Below are 17,919 nucleotides of genomic sequence, written 5' to 3' on the forward strand. Positions count from 1 at the left end.
CCCGGCTTGCGCATACTTGCGCGCCTTCTGCTCCCCTGTTGTCCGGAGTTGCCGCGTCATGTTGCTGTCCAAGCGCTTTGTGGAACCGCGCGTCCTGCTGATCGAGGACGCCGAGGAAACCCAGGAACTCAGCCGCCTCGCCCTGGAAAGCCAGGCCTGCCAGGTCACCGCTGTCAGCAGTGCCGAGGCCGCGCTGGGCCTGCTCAACGCCGGCGAGCCGTTCGACCTGCTGTTCACCGACGTCTGCCTGGGCGGGATCAGCGGCATCGAAACCGCCAACCGCGTGCGCGAGCATCTGCCGCAGCTGCCGATCCTGGTCACCTCCGGCATGGACCAGCATCATGTGCTGCCGCAGCTGCGCGCCGGCATCCACTTCCTGCCCAAGCCGTACAGCATGAGCGAGCTGCTCGATGCCATCCGCCTGTGCTTCCGCCATGCAGCGGATGCCACGTTGATGCCGCCGCCGCAGGCCAGCGCGGCCTGAGGCAATCATTCACGCATGGCGTGGATTGAACCTGCAATCAACCGCTGCTGTACGGTCCGGTACCCGGGAACACCTTCAGCAGCGCGCGGGTGATCATGTCCGGATACACGGTGAAGTGATCCTGGTCATCGATCACCATGTTGTCCACCGTCAACGAGCGCCCGTTGGCGCGCAGCTGCTCGGCGAATTCGGCGTTGTGGCGCAGCATGTCGTTGCGGGTGAAATAGCGCGGCTCCGGCTTCACCGTTTCGAAGCTGCCGATCGACAGCACCACCGTGGCCGGCTGCGTGGGCGCCTTGGCCTCGGCCTGCATGCGCGGCACCCGATGGTTGTCGAACCACAGCGACGGGCTTGACAGGATGTAGGTGCGGAACATGTCTGGGCGCGTGGTCAGCACGTAGGCACCGAACAAGCCACCATAGGAATGACCGGCATAGGCGCGCCGCGCCGGATCAGTGCGGTAGCGCGCATCGATCATCGGCAGCACCTGCTCAGCGAGGAAATCACGGTAGTGCGCCGCGCCGCCGTAGCTGACGTCGTCGCTGTAGTCACGCGGATCGGTGCGCGCCGGATCGCTGGGCGTGTAATCGCGCGAGCGGCTCTGCTTGGACGTCAGGCCTTCCTGCGGCGGCAGCCCGACCAGGATGAAATCCTCGAGGTTCACGCCCTTCTGCCCCACCATGTTGCGCACGCTGCGCACCAGCGGGAAGGTGTACAGCGCATCGGTCACATACAGCACCGGATAGCGCTTCTCTGGATGCGCCGCGTAGTCAGCCGGCAGTGCTACCCAGATCGGATAATCGCGGCCCACCGGATCGTGCACGCGCAGCGCTTCGGTATCCGGCAGCACCACGCCCGGCACAGCGGTGGCCGCGCTTTCTTTCGCTTCATTCTGCGTTGCCGGTGGCGCCACCGACATCGCACAGCTACTCATGGCCAGGCAGGCCGCCATACTCCATCCACGCACACGCTGCATCCACACTCTCCCATTGCGGGCGGCGCACCGCATGGCACCGCTGCCGCATCCTTGCATGGCGTGCAGCCCGGTGCCAGTGCGGTCAGGGCGAGGCCGGCGGTGGTGCCGGGAACAGCGTGCGCAGCGCCTGCATTGCGGCCGGGTGATAGAGGGTCGCGTGGGTTTCCTCCGGCAGTGGCAGGTACTTCACCAGCGGCGACGGCGAGGCGTGCTGCAGCAATGCGGCTAGTCGTGCGGCAGAGGCGGCCAGCTCCGGCTGCCCGCTGCTGGCCAGGAATACGTGCGGCTGCGCACGCGTCACCGCAGGCAACTGCTTGGCCACTCCGGCCAGCATCGCGCCGCGGTTCCACCACAGGCTGGGATCCAGCGCGATGTAGCTGTTGAACAGCGCCGGTTCCTGCAGCAGCGTCTCAACCACGAACAGGCCGGCCAGCGACTCACCGATCAGCGCGCGCTCGTCGGTGGTCGGGTAGCGCTGGCGTACCTGCGGCATCAGTTCATCGCGCAGAAACGTGCGGTAGGCCGCGGAACCCCCAATGCGCGGCGCGATCTTCTGGTCCTGCGGATCGCTGCTGGGGCCGGTCATGTCGCGACGGCGCTCGGTGTTCTCGATGCCGACCAGCAGGAACGGGCGCATGCTGCCATTGCCGCTCAGCACCTGCACCAGTCCTGCCACGTGCAGGAAGTCCTCATCGATGCCGCCGTCGGGCATGTAGATCACCGGCAGCGGTGTTTTCGGGTCCAGGCCCCACGGCTGCGGGCGGTAGACGTTGATGCGGCGGGTCTCGCCCAGCGCCTTCGACTCAACGGTGAAGGTCTCGCCGATCACCAGCGGGGTTGCGGCCGCTGATTGTACGGACGGCGCCGGTTCGGCGGCCATCAACGGCGCGACGGAGACGGCGGACAACAACAGCGACAGCATGATCAAGCGCATGGGGTGACCCGTCCTGGGAAAGAGGCCGAGCATAGCGCCCAGCGGCAGGCATTGGCGGCTTCTGCACGCTCAGCATCCCTGCCAGATGCATAGATCCATGCCATGCGGGGGATGACCTCCCCGCGCGCAACCGGGTACGGCTCGGTTTCCCATGCGAATCGTAGCCGAGCATGGCTCGGCTCTACAACAGTTCAACCGTCGCGGATGGGACGGATCACTGTAGAGCCGAGCCCACGCTCGGCTCAGCCCACCGCGCAAACCGCAGCCGAGCATGGCTCGGCTCTACAACACCTTGGACGTCGCAGATGCACCGATTTTTGAGTGCGTGACCCGCTGTTCCGCACCACCACGGCTGGCAAACGTGGCGCGCACTTTCCACGTTCCCCACCACGGCAAACGTGCCGTCAGCGGCAGTTACCGACATTGTCCAACGCGACCGACCGAGCGCATGAGCACATGCGTCGCGCCCTGTCGCTTGCTGCGTCGGCGCGGCCTGCGCCACCATCGTCGCGCGCCTGGATTCCGCATCGTTCTTCGGAAAATCCTCATTGAGCTCCAGGCGCAGGCGTAAACACCATACTGCGCCACCGACAACGGGTGGCAGCGGGCCTGCAAGCCCGTAATGACATTCACGCTGTTGTTTGCGCTCACCCGCCGACACTGTCTTTGGACCGTGCCGGCGGGTGATCCGTCGGCCTTCATGGCGGGCGGTGCGTGGGGGTCTTCGGACCCGCCGGTTACTACGTGATGTCATTCCGGCTTGCAGCCACGCATCGCCTGCCACCCGCCCTGCGCGGTGGCACGCCCACTCCAGAGCTGAGGAAGCCGAGATGACCGACCGTCCGCCCTATGCTTCATACGCCGCCAGCACCCACGATGACGACGACAACCCTGCGCCCGAACTGAGCACGTTTCTGGCTGCCTCAAACGCATCCGCGCGGGCGAAGGCGCCGATGGCCTGCCCTGGCCTGAAACCAGCCTATCTGCAGGGCGCGGGGTTGCCCTGTCGCGGGTGGAACGAGCCGCCATTGGCATGCTGACCGTGGCGGAAATGCTGCACGCCGCCGACCGCTGCCGAGCAATGGCCACGCCGGACCGGCATCTGGATGCCGGCGTGGTTGAAGGGCTGTTCTTTGCCTGCCGCAGTCTGGCCGAGCTGGTGTGCCGGGACGTGCGGCCGGAGTAGCCTCACCCTGTACTGCAAACCGGGCCATACTGGGGCCGGACCGGCCGGTACCGGGTCCCATCGAAACCTACAAGGAGGTTTGCGTGTTGAATGTCGTGATCGTTGCCGCGCTGGCTGCTGGCCCCGCTGCGTCCGTACCGTATGCCGATTGCCTGCTGGGCAATATCCAGCCCGGGCTGTCCGATCATGCTGTGCAACTGGTACAGCGGGCGTGTGCGGCGAAGCATCCAGACAGTTTCCTTGCCTCGCTGGAACTGGAACGCGCCTACAGCGCCCAGCGGCAGGCGCGGTTCGATGCGGATCGTGCTGCGGCGGAGCGGGCTGCGAATGCCGCCGCCAATGCTGCAGCCGTTGCCACGCAGGTGGCGGCGGAACGCGAGGCGGCGCTGGCGCGCGGCGCCAAGGCGAAATAGGCATTTTGCGAGCAACAACAAAAAGGCACCGCTGAGCGGTGCCTTTTTGAATGACTTGGGTCATTGACCGCAATGGTGGGCCGTGAAGGATTCGAACCTTCGACCAAAAGATTAAAAGTCTTCTGCTCTACCGACTGAGCTAACGGCCCATTGCACTGCCCCAGCCTTTCGGCGGGGTGGGCATTCTACCCTACTTTGGCCGGTCGCGTGAAACCCCGGTGTGTCGAGGATGCCGGCCAGCGGCCGGCACTACCAGCGGCTTAAACCTTTCGGGCCATTGTCGCATCCCATCTGTGATCCTTTCCCGGAGCCATGGATGCGTCTGATCGCCAGCCTGCTTGCCGCCCTGCTGCCCTGCGCAGCCCTGGCCGCCCCATCCCAGGTCGTCACTGACGACATCGCCCGCTTCTGGGCCACCTATGATGCGGTGCGCGCCGAACCCGATGGCGAACGCCGGGTGGCGCTGGTCCAGCAACGCTACATCGATCCCGGCAGCCCCGGGCTGCATGCGCTGATGCAGGTGCGCCACTACACTGCCCGCGAATACGCCGTGGCCATGTGGGCGTGGCCGCGCTTCTGGACGTCGGTGCGGCCGCTCACCGCCAACGCACAGCTCGCCAGCGCCACGCTGGAGCGCGACCTGACTGCGTTCCGGGCGCTCTACCCGGCACTGCGTCCAGCCACCATCACCTATGCAGTGGGCGTGCTGCGCACAGGCGGCACCACGCTGGGCAACAAGGTATTGATCGGCGCGGAGATGGCGCTCGGCGATGAGCGCGTGGACGTGAGCGAGCTGCCCGAGCCGATGCGCAGCCGCCTGCGGATCTTCTACGACAGCCGCCCCGGTGCGAACAACGCGCAGAACAACCTGCACGAATACGTGCATACCCAGCAGCGCGAGACCACCGGCAGCCTGGCCCAGTACGCGGTACGCGAAGGCGTGGCCGAATACGTGGCAGAGCGCATCAGCGGGCGCCGCCCGGCGTTGCCGCTGTACACCTATGGGCCAGCGCACGAAGCGGAAATCCGCGCGCGCTTCCGTGCGGAGATGCACGGGGACAACCTGGACAACTGGCTGTACAACAGCGCGCGCAATCCGTTCGGGGTGAGTGACCTGGGCTACTACGCCGGCTACCGTATCGCGCAGGAGTACATGCGCCAGCAGGCCGACGAGAAGGCCGGTATCGCGCGGATGATTGAGTTGGACTATGCCGATCCGGCTGCGGTGCGGGCCTTCATCGAGGCATCGGGATGGTTGCAGGCCCGCTAGGTCAAGGAGTGCGGACCAACGGTTGGCACCACCGAGGGAGTGATTGCCCCACCGGGGAAGCCGGCCAGCGGCCGGCTCTACCAGGCGCGGTCAGGCGTACCGCGTGGGGTCGGGCACGCCGGCTTCGGCGAAACCCTGCGCGCGCAGGCGGCAGGCGTCGCAGTGGCCACAGGCAGCGCCGTTGGCGTCGGCGTTGTAGCAGGACACGGTCAGGCCGAAGTCCACGCCCAGGCGCACGCCTTCGCTGACGATCTGGCCCTTGCTGAGGAACTGCAGCGGGGCATGCACCTTGATGCCGGCGCCTTCCACGCCCGACTTTGTGGCCAGGTTGGCCAGCGCCTGGAACGCGGCCACGAACTCGGGGCGGCAGTCCGGGTAGCCGGAGTAGTCGACGGCGTTGACGCCGCAGAAGATGTCATTGGCACCGAGCACTTCGGCCCAGCCCAGCGCCAGCGACAGCATGATGGTATTGCGCGCCGGCACGTAGGTGACCGGAATGCCGGCACCGCCCGCCTCCGGTACGTCGATGTCATCGGTCAGCGCCGAGCCACCGATGCTGCGCAGGTCCACGTCCACGGTCTTGTGCGCGACCACGCCCTGGGCCTTGGCCACGCGGGCGGCGGCGTCCAGTTCGGAGGTGTGGCGCTGGCCGTAGCGCACGCTCAGGGCGTGCACGGCGAAGCCCTGTTCCTGGGCCATGGCGATGACGGCGGCTGAATCCATGCCGCCGGAGAGAAGCACAACTGCCTTCTTCATGGGAAATCTTCCGGTTGGGAGGGGAAAGCCAGCACGCTGTCCCGCGCCGGAGCTACATCAGGGAACGCTGCGCCGGCTCATCGGCCCGGCTCGTCGTTCCACAGGATTTTATGCAACTGCATCTGGAAGCGCACCGGCAGCCGGTCTTCGACGATCCAGTCGGCCAACTGCCGCGCGCTGATCTCGCCCTTGCTCGGCGAGAAGAACACGGTGCAACGCTCCACCAGGCCGTGCTCGGCGACCATGGCCTTGGCCCAGTCGTAGTCCTCGCGGTTGCAGATGACGAACTTGATCTGGTCGCGGACGGTCAGCAGCGGCAGGTTTTCCAGGCGATTGCGGGCGGCTTCGGCCGAGCCCGGCGTCTTGATGTCAACCACGCGCGACACGCGCGGGTCTACTGCGCTGACATCCAGCGCGCCGGAGGTTTCCAGCGAGACATCCATGCCCGCATCGCACAGCTTCTGCAGCAGCACCAGGCAGCGCTTCTGCGCCAGCGGCTCGCCGCCGGTCACGCAGACGTGGCGGACGCCCTGGGCCAGCACCTCGGCCACGATGTCGTCGATGTCCCACCAGGTGCCGCCGTGGAAGGCATAGGCGGTGTCGCAGTACTGGCAGCGCAGCGGGCAGCCGGTCAAGCGCACGAACACGGTCGGCCAGCCGGCGGTATCGGCCTCGCCTTGCAGCGAGGTGAAGATCTCGGTGATCTTCAGGCGCGGCAGCGGCGACTGCACGATGTCGCTGGGGATGGCGACGGCGTTTGACGGGGTAACGGCGGTCATGGCGGGTACTTCTTGGTGGGACACGTGGCGGGTGGGCTACCGTGGCCGGTAACGAAAACAGCCGAGCATGGCTCGGCTCTACAACAGCAACCGGACGGGTTTGCCGGTCCGGAAACGAAAGCAGCCGAGTGTGGGCTCGGCTCTACAGGGCACCTATTGTACGCCCGCTCAGCGGATCAGCGGATCTGCCTGCCCAGGCGGATGGACTGCAGGCGGTCCTGCGCGGTGCGCGCGGCGTCCGAACCGGGGTACTGCGCCACGACGGTCTCCAGCGTCTGCTGGGCCTGGTCGACCTTTCCCTCGCCGTACTGCGAGAGGCCGATCTTGAGCAGGCCGCCCGCGGCCTTGTCGTGGGTCGGATAGCGCGAGAGCAGCTCTCGGAACTGGGTCTCGGCCATCGGGAAATTGCGGGTGGCGTAGTAGCTCTCGCCCAGCCAGTACAGCGCGTTCGGCGCGTAGACGCCGTTCGGGTACAACTCCAGGAAGCTCAGGAACAGCTGTGCTGAATCGTCGTACCTGCCGGCCTTCAACGCATCGAAGGCAACGTTGTAGGAGGTGCGCTCGTCGCCGGTGGCGGCAAGGCTGCCAGCATCACCATGGACGGAAGGCGGCCGCTCGGAAGTGGCCGCCGCTGCGGGCTTTGCCGGGGCCGGTGCGGCCTTCGGCGCGCTCGCCGGAACGGGCGGCAGGGCCGGGGCGGCGTTGCCCCCTTCCAACCGGTTCAGGCGGCTGTCCAGATCCAGGTACTGGTCCTGGGCGGACTGCTTGAGCTGGGCGTTGTCATGCTGCAACTGCTCGATCGAGGCCTGCAGGCTGGTGACCTGCTGCCGCAGCTGATTGATCTGGTTCAACAGGTCCTGGTTGGCACTGTTGTTGTACATCTGCTGCTCGAGCGCGCCGACACGGTCAGCCAGGCTCTGTCGCTGTGCGTGCGCCGGTGCGGCAGCCACGAGGGCTGCCGCAACGACCAGCATCAGTTTGATGCCAATGCGCATGGATTACTGCGCGGTGTAGACGATTTCGACGCGACGGTTCTGCGACCAGCACGACTCGTTCGACTCGGTGCAGACCGGACGCTCTTCACCGTAGGACACGACGGTCAGCTGCGAAGCCGAACCACCGTTGGCCTGCAGGGCCGAGCTGACGCCGTTGCCACGACGCTCACCCAGGGCCTGGTTGTACGCGCGCGAACCGCGCTCGTCGGTGTGGCCCTGCAGGGTGATGCGCGAGGACGGACGGTCACGCAGGTACTTGGCGTGGCACGCCATGATGGCCTGGAATTCCGGCTTCACGTCTTCCTTGTCCAGGTCGAAGTAGACAACGCGCTGGCGCAGGCAGGCGTCGGTGTCCAGGTCGCCCGGGCCGTACAGGCCGGAGGTCGACGGACCGGTCGGGGTGGTGGTCGAGGTGCCGGTGTCGACCGGGGCTGCCGGCTCTTCCTTCACCTTCTTCGAGCAACCGGCCAGGACGGCCACAGACAGCAGGGAAACAAGCAGAACGCGGGTGGACTTGTTCATGGCGATACCTTTGTGGCTCCTAAGCCGATGAGGGGTTCAAGACAACGAAAATATTAACACTCTTTTAGCGCTGGGTACGGTATGGGGACCATGCCGGTTCGCGCACATCACCGTCGGCCAGGACCAGGCGCTGGCGAACCCGCGCATCGGCCGAAACGGCATACAACACACCACGGCCACCTTCGCGGGCGGCGTACAGCACCATGCTTGCGTTGGGCGCAAAGCTCGGAGATTCATCCAGCGAACCCGGGGACAGCGTGCTCCAGCGGGGCGACCCCAGCGAGCTGTCCATCATCGCGATCTTGTAGCTGTTGCCCGAGCCCTGGGCGACGGCGATCTTCTTGCCATCGTAGGACACCGAGGGCTTGGCATTGTAGTTGCCCTGGAAGGTGACGCGCTCGGCGCTGCCGCCACCGGCACCGACCTTGTAGACCTGCGGACGGCCGCCGCGATCGGAGGTGAAGTACACCGCGCTGCCGTCCGGTGCCCAGGTCGGCTCGGTATCAATGGCGAAGTGGTTGGTCAGCTGGGTCAGCTGCTTGCTGCCCAGGTCCATCACGTAGATTTCCGGGTTACCGGAGCGCGACAGGGTCAGGGCCAGCTTGCGGCCATCCGGCGAGAACGCCGGGGCGCTGTTGATGCCGCGGAAGCTGGTGACCAGCTCGCGCGCTCCAGTGCCGATGTTCTGGATGTAGATGGCCGAATTGCCACGCTCGAAGCTGACGTAGGCCAGCTTGCTGCCATCCGGACTCCACGACGGCGACAGCAGCGGCTCGGCCGAGCGCACGATGGTCTGCGGGTTGAAGCCATCGGAATCGGCCACCATCAGCGCGTAGCGCATGGCGTCGCCCTTGCCACTGGCGGTCACGTAGGCGATGCGGGTCCAGAAGGCGCCGCGCACACCGGTGATCTTTTCGTAGATGGCGTCGGCCATCTGGTGGGCAACGTCGCGCATGGCGTTGCCACGGGCGGTCATCGCCAGGCCCAGCAGGCGCTCGCCCTTGGGCACGTCGAACAGTTCGTACTCGACGCGGTAGGCACCCGCACCGGCATCAAGCACGCGGCCGACCACGATGTAGTTCTGCTTCAGCGCGCGCCAGGTCGCGAACTGGATATCCCCCCCCCGCACGGGCTTCTCGACGATCTGCGCTTCCGGCAGCGTGCGGAACTGACCCGAACGCTCCAGATCGGCACGGACCACGCCGGCGACGTCGGTCTGCGGAGCGGCCGACGAACCCTGATAGGGCATCGGCACGATGGTGATCGGCAGCGCGGAGGCATTGCCGCCGATGATGTCGATATCCAGCCCCTTCTGCTGCGCGACAGCAGCAAAGGGCAGCAACAGGGCCGCAAACACGGCAAGCCAGCGAGGCATCTTTTTCATGGAGCGCTCAATAAGGGGAAACCGGAACGAGGGATAACAAAGCGGGAGTGAACCGCTTCGCAATCATGAACCAAGGGTACGTGAATTCCGGGTCAGTTCCAGCCCGTCTTCTCACGCACCGTTAACGTCGTGGCTAACATCGCACCGTCTGCCCTGGTCACGCCGCCCCGGAGGACGGTGTTCGACAGCAGCCTACAGCCTGCCCGGTCGAAACCGAGCACACCAGAGGCAAGCGCGACAACCGTGGGCGCGGGTGGCCCGAAAGCCCCCCGCTGGCCCGCCGCCTCAGCGATCCTGGGCAGTAAACGTGAAGTTGAGCGTGCGTGCGAACACCGACTCGAAGCCACGGTACGGCAGCGGCTGCGCGTTGAGCACGGCGGCCTCGATCGAACGCTTGCCGGCCTCGTCGTACGGGCAGTTCGGGCTGACCTTGGCCTGCATCACCGTGCCACCCGGAATCTGGGTGATGGTGATCTGGCAGCGCTGGCCCAGCGGCACCGTGTCCGGCCGCACCCACTGCGACAGCACCTTGGCCTGGATCGCCGCGGCGTACTTGGCCGAAAGATCATCGCTGTTGCCACCACCACCGGCGGCCGGCTGGGACGCACCGCTGGAACCGGCGGCGGCACTGCCCGCGGCATTGCGCGCGGCGGCGACCTGGCGCAGCTTCTGCTCAGCCAGCTTGGCTTCCTTTTCGGCCTGTTCGCGGCGGGCACGGATCTCGGCGATCTTCTTCTGCTTCTCGGCCTCGGCCTTGTCCGCGGCTTGACGCGCCTGATCGGCCAGCTTCTTCTTCGCGTCTTCTTCCTGCTGCTTGGCCAGGCGCAGCTTCTGCTCGGCCTCTTCCTGGCGCTTGCGTTCGGTCAGGTCGATCTGCTCCTGGCGGCGCTTGGCTTCCTGCTCCTGCCTGGCCTTCTCCTGCGAGACGGCCAGCGCATTCACCGCTTCCTGGTCCTTGGTATCCGGCTGCGCGACACGCTCCTGTGCCTGTTGCTGCTGCGGCGTGGGGGCGTCCTGTGGGCGCGGCTCGGGAATCGGCTGTGGCGGCGGAATGGTGTCTTCCGGCACCGGAACCGGCTCGGCCACCGGCGGCGGCAGGTCCTCCAGCTTTTCGGACTGGCGCAGGGCCTGGCGGGCAGCGGACGCTTCGGACGCGGACAGCGCCAGGCTGGCCTCCACCGACGGATCACCGGCGGCGGCGTCGGTGTTGCGCTCGGGCGACCAGAACCAGGCCACGATGAAGACCAGCGCGACCAGCAGGTGCACCAGCAACGCCAGCGCCAGGGGCAGGCCCCAGCCGGGTTCGCGCTGCTGCGGAGGTGGCAGGGCGTCAGCGTGCATCGGTGGCCAGGCCTACCTTGTCTACCTTGGCGCGCTTGATCACATCCATCGCGGCGATGACCTTTTCATAGGCCACGGCACGGTCGGCGGCGACGATCACGCGCACGCCCTTGTCCTGGGCGGCGATGCCGGCCAGGCGGCCTTCCAGTTCCTCGGCCGACACGGCGGTCGGCTCCTTGGCGTCGGGCAGCTTCAGGCTGAGCTGGCCGTCCTGGCGCACCGAGACGATCACCGGGTCCTGCTTGCTTTCCAGCGCCTTGGCGTTGGATTGCGGCAGGTCGACGTCGAAGCTCAGGGTGAGCAGCGGCGCGGTGACCATGAAGATGATCAGCAGCACCAGCATGACGTCGATGTAGGGAACGACGTTGATTTCCGATTTCAGCTTGCGGCGCTTGCGGCGACCGATGGCAGCGGACATGGCTTGGACTCCCGGGTCAGGCGCTTACTCGTCGCCAGCGCTCTGGCGCTGCAGGATGGAGCTGAACTCTTCGGCGAAGGTCTCGAACCGCACCGACATGCGCTCCACGCGGGTGGTGAAGCGGTTGTAGGCCCACACCGCCGGGATCGCCACGAACAGGCCGATGGCGGTGGCGAACAGGGCTTCGGAGATGCCTGGCGCGACGGCGGCGATACCGGCCTGCGCACCGCTGCTGATCATGTCGTGCATGGTCACCATGATGCCGAACACGGTACCGACCAGGCCCACGTACGGGGCAGTCGAACCGATGTTGGCCAGCAGTTCCAGGTTGCGCTCAAGCTGGTCCACTTCGCGGGTGTAGGTGGTGCGCATGGCACGCTGCGCGCCTTCCAGCTGCGCACGGCCATCCAGGCGGCGCTTGTCGCGCAGGCGGGTGTACTCGCGGAAACCAGCTTCGAAGATGGCTTCCAGGCCGGTCACGCTGCGGCTGCGGTCGGTGGCGGCGCTGTACAGCTTGCCCAGGTCGGCGCCGGACCAGAAGCGGTTCTCGAACTCGTCAGCTTCGCGGGTGGCCTGCTTGAACACGCGGGCCTTGCGGAAAATGATCACCCAGCTGACGAACGAGCCGACCAGCAGCAGCAGCACGATGATCTTCACCGGCAGGCTGGCCTTGGCCATCAGTTCGAGGTAGTTGATGCCGCCGCCGGTGGTGGCCTGGGCAAGGGTCTGTGTCGCGGCGTTGCTGACGTCGGCCGGCAGTGCCTCGGTGACCGTGGCCTGCAGGGCCAGGAGCGTTGCGATCATCCGTTGTTCCTCAGTGTTCGGATTCGGGGTGGAGGTGGGGTTGCAGCATGGCAAGGACGGCCTCGTCCATGCCACGCGGGCGGAAACTGGCCGCTTCCAGTGCGGCGATGCGGACCCGGGCCGACAGCAGCAGCTCGCCGTCGCGCAGGATCTGCTGGTCGAAGACCATGCTGGCCTTCTTCAGCTGGACCAGGCGGGCGCTCACCTGCAGGGTGTCATCCAGCCGTGCCGGCTTGATGAAATCCATCTGCATCGAGCGCACCGCGAAGACCATCCCATGCTCGGCGCGCATGCGCTCCTGGCCGTAGCCGAGCGCACGCATCCATTCGGTCCGGGCCCGTTCCATGAAGGCCACGTAGCGGGCGTGGTAGACCACGCCGCCTGCGTCGGTATCTTCCCAGTAAATGCGTGTCGGCCAACTGAATAGTGGCTCAACCGACATCGGGAACCTCCGCGAACAGATCCTGCGGCGGGTTCTTCGGCTTCAGGCCCATGTGCCGGTAGGCCTTGTGGGTGGCCATGCGGCCGCGCGCGGTGCGCACCAGGAAGCCCTGCTGGATCAGGTACGGCTCGACCACGTCTTCCAGCGTGCCGCGCTCCTCGGACAGCGCCGCGGCCAGCGACTCGATGCCGACCGGGCCGCCATCGAAGTAGTCGACCAAGGTCTTGAGCAGGCGCCGGTCGAGCTCGTCGAAGCCTTCCGGATCAACCTTGAGCATCTTCATCGCGGCCTGCGCCACGGCCTCGTCGATGTGGCCGCCCGCCTTCACCTGCGCATAGTCGCGCACGCGGCGCAGCAGGCGGTTGGCGATACGCGGGGTGCCGCGCGCGCGGCGCGCGATCTCGCCGGCGCCATCAGCGGTGCAGTCGATGCCGAGGATGGTGGCCGAACGGCGCACGATCCGGGTCAGCTCCTCGACGCTGTAGAACTCCAGCCGCTGGACGATGCCGAAGCGGTCGCGCAGCGGCGCGGTCAGCAGGCCGGCGCGGGTGGTGGCACCGATCAGGGTGAACGGCGGCAGGTCGATCTTGATCGAACGGGCCGCGGGGCCCTCACCGATCATGATGTCGATCTGGAAGTCTTCCATCGCCGGGTACAGCACTTCCTCGACCACCGGCGACAGGCGGTGGATCTCATCCACGAACAACACGTCGTGCGGCTGCAGGTTGGTCAGCAGCGCGGCCAGGTCGCCGGCCTTCTCGATCACCGGGCCGGAGGTCACCCGCAGGGCCACGCCCAGTTCGTTGGCGATGACGTGGCTGAGCGTGGTCTTGCCCAGGCCGGGCGGCCCGAAGATCAGCACGTGGTCGAGCGCGTCGCCGCGCCCCTTGGCCGCTTCGATGTAGATCTCCATCTGCTCGCGCACCGGGGCCTGGCCGAGATAGTCGGCCAGGCGCTTGGGGCGGATGCTGGCGTCGGCGGCGTCATCCTCGCGGGTGGCGCCGGCGCCGATGATGCGGTCGTCGGTCATACCGTGATTATGCGGTAAATGGTTGCATTCCGGGGCCGGAAGCACGGTAGTGCCGGCCGCTGGCCGGCAACCCCATGAACACCGGTGGTGCGGCGGATGCCCGCCAGCGGCCGGCACTACCAGACCTCAGATCTCGACCTGGGCCCCGAGTTCGACCAGGCGGTTGCCGGGAATACGGAAGAAGCCCGTGGCCGGCGCGGCATTCCGGTGCATCAGCGCGAACAGCTTGTCGCGCCAGATCGGCATGCCGCGGTTGGCGGTGGCCACGATGGTTTCGCGGCTGGCGAAGAAGGTGGTGTCCATCGGGTCGAAGTAGATGCCACCGTGGTCGCACGAGCGCATCAGCGCCAGCGGCACGTCCGGGGTTTCCATGAAGCCGAAGCGCACATAGACGCGGTAGAACTCGTCGCCCACCGATTCGATCTTCAGCCGCTGCCCTTCCATCGCATACGGGATCGGCAGGGTCTCCACGTGCAGGAACACGTTGCGTTCGTGCAGCACCTTGTTGTGCTTGAGGTTGTGCATCAGCGCATGCGGGGCGACGGTCGGGTCGGCGGTGAGGAACACTGCAGTGCCCGGCACGCGCACCGGCGGTGCCAGCATCAGCCCAGGCAGGAAGGTATCCAGGCGGATGCCGTCCTTGCGGATCTCATCGCGCAGCAGTTCGCGGCCACGGCGCCAGGTGCGCATCATGGTGAACAGGAAGATGCCCAGCACCACCGGGAACCAGGCGCCCTGCAGCAGCTTGGCACCGTTGGCGATGACGAAGCCGAGGTCGATGATGAAGAACACCACGCACAGCGGCAGCAGCCAGGCGCGCGCCTTCGGCCACAGCGAACGGGCCACCAGGGCCAGCAGCAGGGTGTCGATCAGCATGGTGGCCGACACCGAGATGCCGTAGGCCACCGCCAGGTTGGACGAGCTGCGGAAGGCCAGCACCAGGCCGATCACCATTACCGCGATGCCCCAGTTGATGCCTGGGATGTAGATCTGGCCGATGGTGTCGTGCGAGGTGTGCTTGATGCGCATGCGCGGGATGTAGCCCAGCTGCATCGCCTGACGCGAGACCGAGAACGCGCCGGTGATGACCGACTGCGAGGCAATCACCGCCGCCATGGTGGCCAGGATGATCATCGGGTACAGCGCCCACGGCGGCACCGCCTCGAAGAACGGGTTTTTCAGCGCCTCGGGGTGGTTGAGCACCAGTGCGCCCTGCCCCAGGTAGTTCAGCACCAGGCACGGCAGCACGAAGAAATACCAGGCGTGGCGGATCGGCTTGGCACCGAAGTGGCCCATGTCGGCGTAAAGCGCCTCGCCACCGGTCACCGCCAGCACCACTGCGCCGAGGATGAAGATCCCATGCCAGCTGTGCTCCATGAAGAAGCGGATCGCCCACCACGGGTTGAATGCCTTGAGCACTTCCGGCGCATCGACGATGTTGTAGATGCCGATCGCCGCCAGCGAGATGAACCAGACCGACGTGATGGGGCCGAAGGCCTTGCCGATCTTCTCGGTACCGAAGCGCTGCGCCGCGAACACCATCAACAGCACCACCACCGTGATCGGCACGATGAAGGCATGCAGGCCCGGCGCGGCCACCTCCAGGCCCTCCACCGCACCCAGCACCGATATCGCCGGGGTGATCACGCCGTCGCCGAAGAACAGCGACGCACCGAAAATGCCGAGGATGCCGACCACGTAGGCCGAGCGCGAGCCGTTGCGCAGCGTGCGCTGGGTCAACGCCATCAGCGCCATGATGCCGCCCTCGCCGTCGTTGTCGGCGCGCATGATGATGGTCACGTACTTCAGCGTGACCACGATGTTCAGCGCCCAGAACGCCAGCGACAGCACGCCCAGCACGGTGTCGTGGTCGCTGTTGAGCCCGTAGTGTGGCGAGAACGCCTCCTTCAGCGTGTACAGCGGGCTGGTACCGATATCGCCGAACACCACGCCGATCGCTCCGATGATCAACGCCATGCCTCCTGCTGGAGGGGCGTGACCGTGGCTGCCGGGGGCAGCTGCGTGCGGGGTTTGACTGCTGGACATGGGACTCCTGGCGACGCTCAGGCGGTTCGTTGAAGGAAAGGGACGCGGCTCAGCGCAGCGCCGACTGCAGCGCCTTGCGGATCACGGTGGCCACTTCGTCGCCTTCATTGAAGGCGTCGCGGGCCATGCGTGCCGCTTCGGCCGGCTTGTAGCCCAGCTGCTGCAGGGCCACGGTGGCATCGGACAGCGGGTCGGCCGGGGCTGGGCCGCTGCCGGTGGGCAGCGCGCCGCCGGCGCCGAACTGGGCTGCACGGTCACGCAGTTCCAGCACCATGCGTTCGGCAGTCTTCTTGCCGATGCCGGGAATGCGGGTCAGCGCGGTGATGTCACCGGCCTGGACCATGCGCGCGAACTCCTCGACGGAAACGCCGGACAGCACCGCCAGCGCGATCTTCGCGCCGATGCCACTGACCTTCTGCACGTCGCGGAACAGGCGCCGCTCCCCCTCGCGCAGGAAGCCGTACAGCGAAACGCTGTCTTCCTTCTGCGCGTAGTGGGTGTACAGCGTGACCTCGCGGCCGAGCTCGGGCAGGTCGTAGAAGGTGCTCATCGGCGCCTCCAGTTCGTAGCCCACCCCGTTCACGTCCACCACCAGCCACGGCGGCGCCTTGTAGGCGACGATGCCGCGCAGTCGACCGATCATTGCGTGCAGCTCCTCATTTGCGGCCCCACGCCTGGCGGGCACTGAGCCCCAGGCGGTTGGCCGTTGCCCGTACGTGGGCATGGGTGATCGCCACCGCCAACGCGTCGGCCGCGTCGGCCTGCAGCTTGGTTTTCAGGTTGAGCATGAGCCCGACCATGTGTTGAACCTGTTGCTTTTCGGCGCCACCACGGCCAACCACGGCGAGCTTGATCTCGCTGGCGGCGTATTCGTGCACCGGCAGGTCGCGCAGCACCACGGCCGAGATCGCCGCGCCCCGGGCCTGGCCCAGCTTCAGCGCCGAATCGGGATTACGGGCCATGAACACCTTTTCAATGGCCACTTCCTGCGGCTGGTACTCGCGGCACAGGTCGGCCAGGCCCAGCACCAGCAGCTTCATGCGCTGCGGGAAGTCGTCGGCGCCCAGCAGCACCAATGGCTGGTGGTGCACGTAGGTGACGCGGCCGGCGGCATCGACATCGATGATGCCGACCCCGGTCCGCTGCGAACCGGGGTCGATGCCGAGGATGCGGGTCATGCTGCACTCCTGGCGGGGCGGAACGGGATGCGCTGGCAGGCGTAGGGGGCTCATGGCTGTCCGCGGTGACCGTTCAACGGCCCGCGCCCAGGCCGTCGCAGACGGCTCAGGCGTAGGCGTCGGCGCCGAGTTCGGCGTTGGAATACACGTCCTGCACGTCGTCCAGGTCTTCGAGCATGTCCAGCAGCTTCTTGACCTGCAGGGCGACGTCGCCTTCAACCTTGATGTCGTTGTCCGCGCGGAAGGTGATCTCGGCGTGGTCGGCGACATGGCCGGCGGCGGCCATCGCATCCTTCACCGCGTTGAACGCGTCAGGGCTGGTGACCACATCGATCGAGCCGTCATCGGGGTAGACCACGATGTCATCGGCACCGGCCTCAATGGCCGCTTCGGTGATGGCTTCCTCGTCGGCCCCTGCGGCGAAGCTGAGCACGCCCAGGCGCTTGAACATGAAGGCCACCGAGCCTTCGGTGCCCATGTTGCCACCGCACTTGCTGAACGCATGGCGGACGTCGGCCACAGTGCGCACGCGATTGTCGGTCAGGCAGTCGACGATCACGGCCACGCCACCCGGAGCGTAGCCCTCGTAGCGGACTTCCTCGTAGTCGACGCCTTCCAGCTCACCGGTCGCCTTCTTGATGGCACGCTCGATCACGTCCTTGGACATGTTCACGGCCAGGCCCTTGTCCACGGCCACGCGCAGGCGCGGATTGTTGTTGGGGTCGCCTCCACCGCCGCGCGCGGCAACGCCGATCTCGCGGATGATCTTGGTGAAAATCTTGCCGCGCTTCGCGTCGGACGCGTTCTTGCGGGCTTCGATGGAGGGGCCTCTACCCATGGGTGCTACCGTCTGGCTGCTTCAGGATCAAGGCGCGGATTCTACCTGATCGGGCGCTGCAACCGTGTCTAGGCCCGTATTGTTGTAGAGCCGAGCCAATGCTCGGCTCAATGGGCCCGACGG

At 66.6% G+C, this 17,919-nt stretch carries 20 protein-coding genes and 1 tRNA gene; 4 read left to right on the forward strand and 17 right to left on the reverse strand.

Annotated elements, in window-relative coordinates; genetic code table 11:
• Positions 1-58: 58 nt before the first annotated feature.
• Positions 59-484: a response regulator gene (locus ACUDTM_RS08060; RefSeq protein ID WP_061480336.1), complete on the forward strand. Its 426-nt coding sequence runs from the start codon at positions 59-61 to the stop codon at positions 482-484.
• A gap of 37 nt (positions 485-521) precedes the next feature.
• On the opposite strand, the gene ACUDTM_RS08065 is transcribed toward ACUDTM_RS08060, so the two are convergent.
• Together ACUDTM_RS08065 and ACUDTM_RS08070 are read right to left on the reverse strand one after the other, a co-directional pair.
• Positions 522-1,460, reverse strand: a complete 939-nt coding sequence (locus ACUDTM_RS08065) for an alpha/beta hydrolase (protein ID WP_445391249.1) — start codon at positions 1,458-1,460, stop codon at positions 522-524.
• Positions 1,461-1,542: 82 nt separating this feature from the next.
• A complete protein-coding gene (locus ACUDTM_RS08070) occupies positions 1,543-2,394 on the reverse strand; it encodes an alpha/beta hydrolase (RefSeq protein WP_072167674.1) in 852 nt (283 codons plus the stop codon).
• 1,033 nt (positions 2,395-3,427) lie between these two features.
• On the opposite strand from ACUDTM_RS08070, the gene ACUDTM_RS08075 reads away from it, so the two are divergent.
• Both ACUDTM_RS08075 and ACUDTM_RS08080 read left to right on the forward strand, forming a co-directional pair.
• Positions 3,428-3,580 carry a hypothetical protein gene (locus ACUDTM_RS08075; RefSeq protein ID WP_227838078.1) on the forward strand — a complete coding sequence of 51 codons (153 nt, stop codon included), beginning with the start codon at positions 3,428-3,430 and terminating at the stop codon, positions 3,578-3,580.
• A gap of 83 nt (positions 3,581-3,663) precedes the next feature.
• Positions 3,664-3,993, forward strand: a complete 330-nt coding sequence (locus ACUDTM_RS08080) for a hypothetical protein (protein WP_088497083.1) — start codon at positions 3,664-3,666, stop codon at positions 3,991-3,993.
• A 73-nt stretch (positions 3,994-4,066) separates the two neighbouring features.
• Here ACUDTM_RS08080 and ACUDTM_RS08085 read toward each other — a convergent pair.
• Positions 4,067-4,142, reverse strand: a tRNA-Lys gene (locus ACUDTM_RS08085).
• A gap of 167 nt (positions 4,143-4,309) precedes the next feature.
• On the opposite strand from ACUDTM_RS08085, the gene ACUDTM_RS08090 reads away from it, so the two are divergent.
• On the forward strand, positions 4,310-5,263 hold the full coding sequence (locus tag ACUDTM_RS08090) for a DUF2268 domain-containing putative Zn-dependent protease (protein ID WP_088497144.1): 954 nt from the start codon (positions 4,310-4,312) through the stop codon (positions 5,261-5,263).
• A gap of 90 nt (positions 5,264-5,353) precedes the next feature.
• Here ACUDTM_RS08090 and queC read toward each other — a convergent pair whose 3' ends face one another.
• The 14 genes from queC to ACUDTM_RS08160 all read right to left on the reverse strand — a co-directional run bounded on the left by queC (position 5,354) and on the right by ACUDTM_RS08160 (position 17,796).
• Positions 5,354-6,019 (reverse strand): 7-cyano-7-deazaguanine synthase QueC, encoded by a 666-nt coding sequence (gene queC / locus ACUDTM_RS08095; RefSeq protein ID WP_061480332.1) that lies wholly within the window; start codon positions 6,017-6,019, stop codon positions 5,354-5,356.
• Between the two features lie 77 nt (positions 6,020-6,096).
• Entirely contained in the window at positions 6,097-6,798 is a 702-nt protein-coding gene (gene queE / locus ACUDTM_RS08100) for a 7-carboxy-7-deazaguanine synthase QueE (RefSeq protein ID WP_151355323.1), read from the reverse strand.
• Between the two features lie 176 nt (positions 6,799-6,974).
• Positions 6,975-7,793 carry a tol-pal system protein YbgF gene (gene ybgF, locus ACUDTM_RS08105; RefSeq protein ID WP_053499377.1) on the reverse strand — a complete coding sequence of 273 codons (819 nt, stop codon included), beginning with the start codon at positions 7,791-7,793 and terminating at the stop codon, positions 6,975-6,977.
• Between the two features lie 3 nt (positions 7,794-7,796).
• The gene (gene pal, locus ACUDTM_RS08110) at positions 7,797-8,315 is read right to left on the reverse strand and encodes a peptidoglycan-associated lipoprotein Pal (RefSeq protein WP_005418510.1); all 519 of its coding nucleotides are present in this window, start codon (positions 8,313-8,315) and stop codon (positions 7,797-7,799) included.
• A gap of 64 nt (positions 8,316-8,379) precedes the next feature.
• A complete protein-coding gene (gene tolB, locus ACUDTM_RS08115) occupies positions 8,380-9,699 on the reverse strand; it encodes a Tol-Pal system beta propeller repeat protein TolB (protein WP_005418511.1) in 1,320 nt (439 codons plus the stop codon).
• Between the two features lie 285 nt (positions 9,700-9,984).
• Positions 9,985-11,040 carry a cell envelope integrity protein TolA gene (gene tolA / locus ACUDTM_RS08120; protein WP_227838082.1) on the reverse strand — a complete coding sequence of 352 codons (1,056 nt, stop codon included), beginning with the start codon at positions 11,038-11,040 and terminating at the stop codon, positions 9,985-9,987.
• Positions 11,030-11,458: a protein TolR gene (tolR, locus tag ACUDTM_RS08125; protein WP_005410751.1), complete on the reverse strand. Its 429-nt coding sequence runs from the start codon at positions 11,456-11,458 to the stop codon at positions 11,030-11,032. Before tolR ends, tolA begins: the two co-directional genes overlap by 11 nt.
• A 24-nt stretch (positions 11,459-11,482) precedes the next feature.
• Positions 11,483-12,262 (reverse strand): protein TolQ, encoded by a 780-nt coding sequence (gene tolQ / locus ACUDTM_RS08130; RefSeq protein WP_005410752.1) that lies wholly within the window; start codon positions 12,260-12,262, stop codon positions 11,483-11,485.
• 10 nt (positions 12,263-12,272) lie between these two features.
• Complete coding sequence (gene ybgC / locus ACUDTM_RS08135) at positions 12,273-12,704, reverse strand: tol-pal system-associated acyl-CoA thioesterase (RefSeq protein ID WP_049413323.1); 432 nt, start codon at positions 12,702-12,704, stop codon at positions 12,273-12,275.
• A complete protein-coding gene (gene ruvB, locus ACUDTM_RS08140) occupies positions 12,694-13,734 on the reverse strand; it encodes a Holliday junction branch migration DNA helicase RuvB (RefSeq protein ID WP_005418515.1) in 1,041 nt (346 codons plus the stop codon). Before ruvB ends, ybgC begins: the two co-directional genes overlap by 11 nt.
• A gap of 126 nt (positions 13,735-13,860) precedes the next feature.
• Positions 13,861-15,780: a potassium transporter Kup gene (locus ACUDTM_RS08145; RefSeq protein WP_072167670.1), complete on the reverse strand. Its 1,920-nt coding sequence runs from the start codon at positions 15,778-15,780 to the stop codon at positions 13,861-13,863.
• Positions 15,781-15,829: 49 nt separating this feature from the next.
• A complete protein-coding gene (gene ruvA / locus ACUDTM_RS08150; RefSeq protein ID WP_005418517.1) occupies positions 15,830-16,423 on the reverse strand; it encodes a Holliday junction branch migration protein RuvA in 594 nt (197 codons plus the stop codon).
• 13 nt (positions 16,424-16,436) lie between these two features.
• Positions 16,437-16,958, reverse strand: coding sequence for a crossover junction endodeoxyribonuclease RuvC (ruvC, locus tag ACUDTM_RS08155; protein ID WP_005418518.1), 522 nt, complete (start codon positions 16,956-16,958; stop codon positions 16,437-16,439).
• Between the two features lie 106 nt (positions 16,959-17,064).
• The gene (locus ACUDTM_RS08160; protein WP_005418519.1) at positions 17,065-17,796 is read right to left on the reverse strand and encodes a YebC/PmpR family DNA-binding transcriptional regulator; all 732 of its coding nucleotides are present in this window, start codon (positions 17,794-17,796) and stop codon (positions 17,065-17,067) included.
• Positions 17,797-17,919 lie beyond the last annotated feature (123 nt).

It is taken from the genome of Stenotrophomonas maltophilia group sp. vghtpe118, from assembly GCF_052605195.1.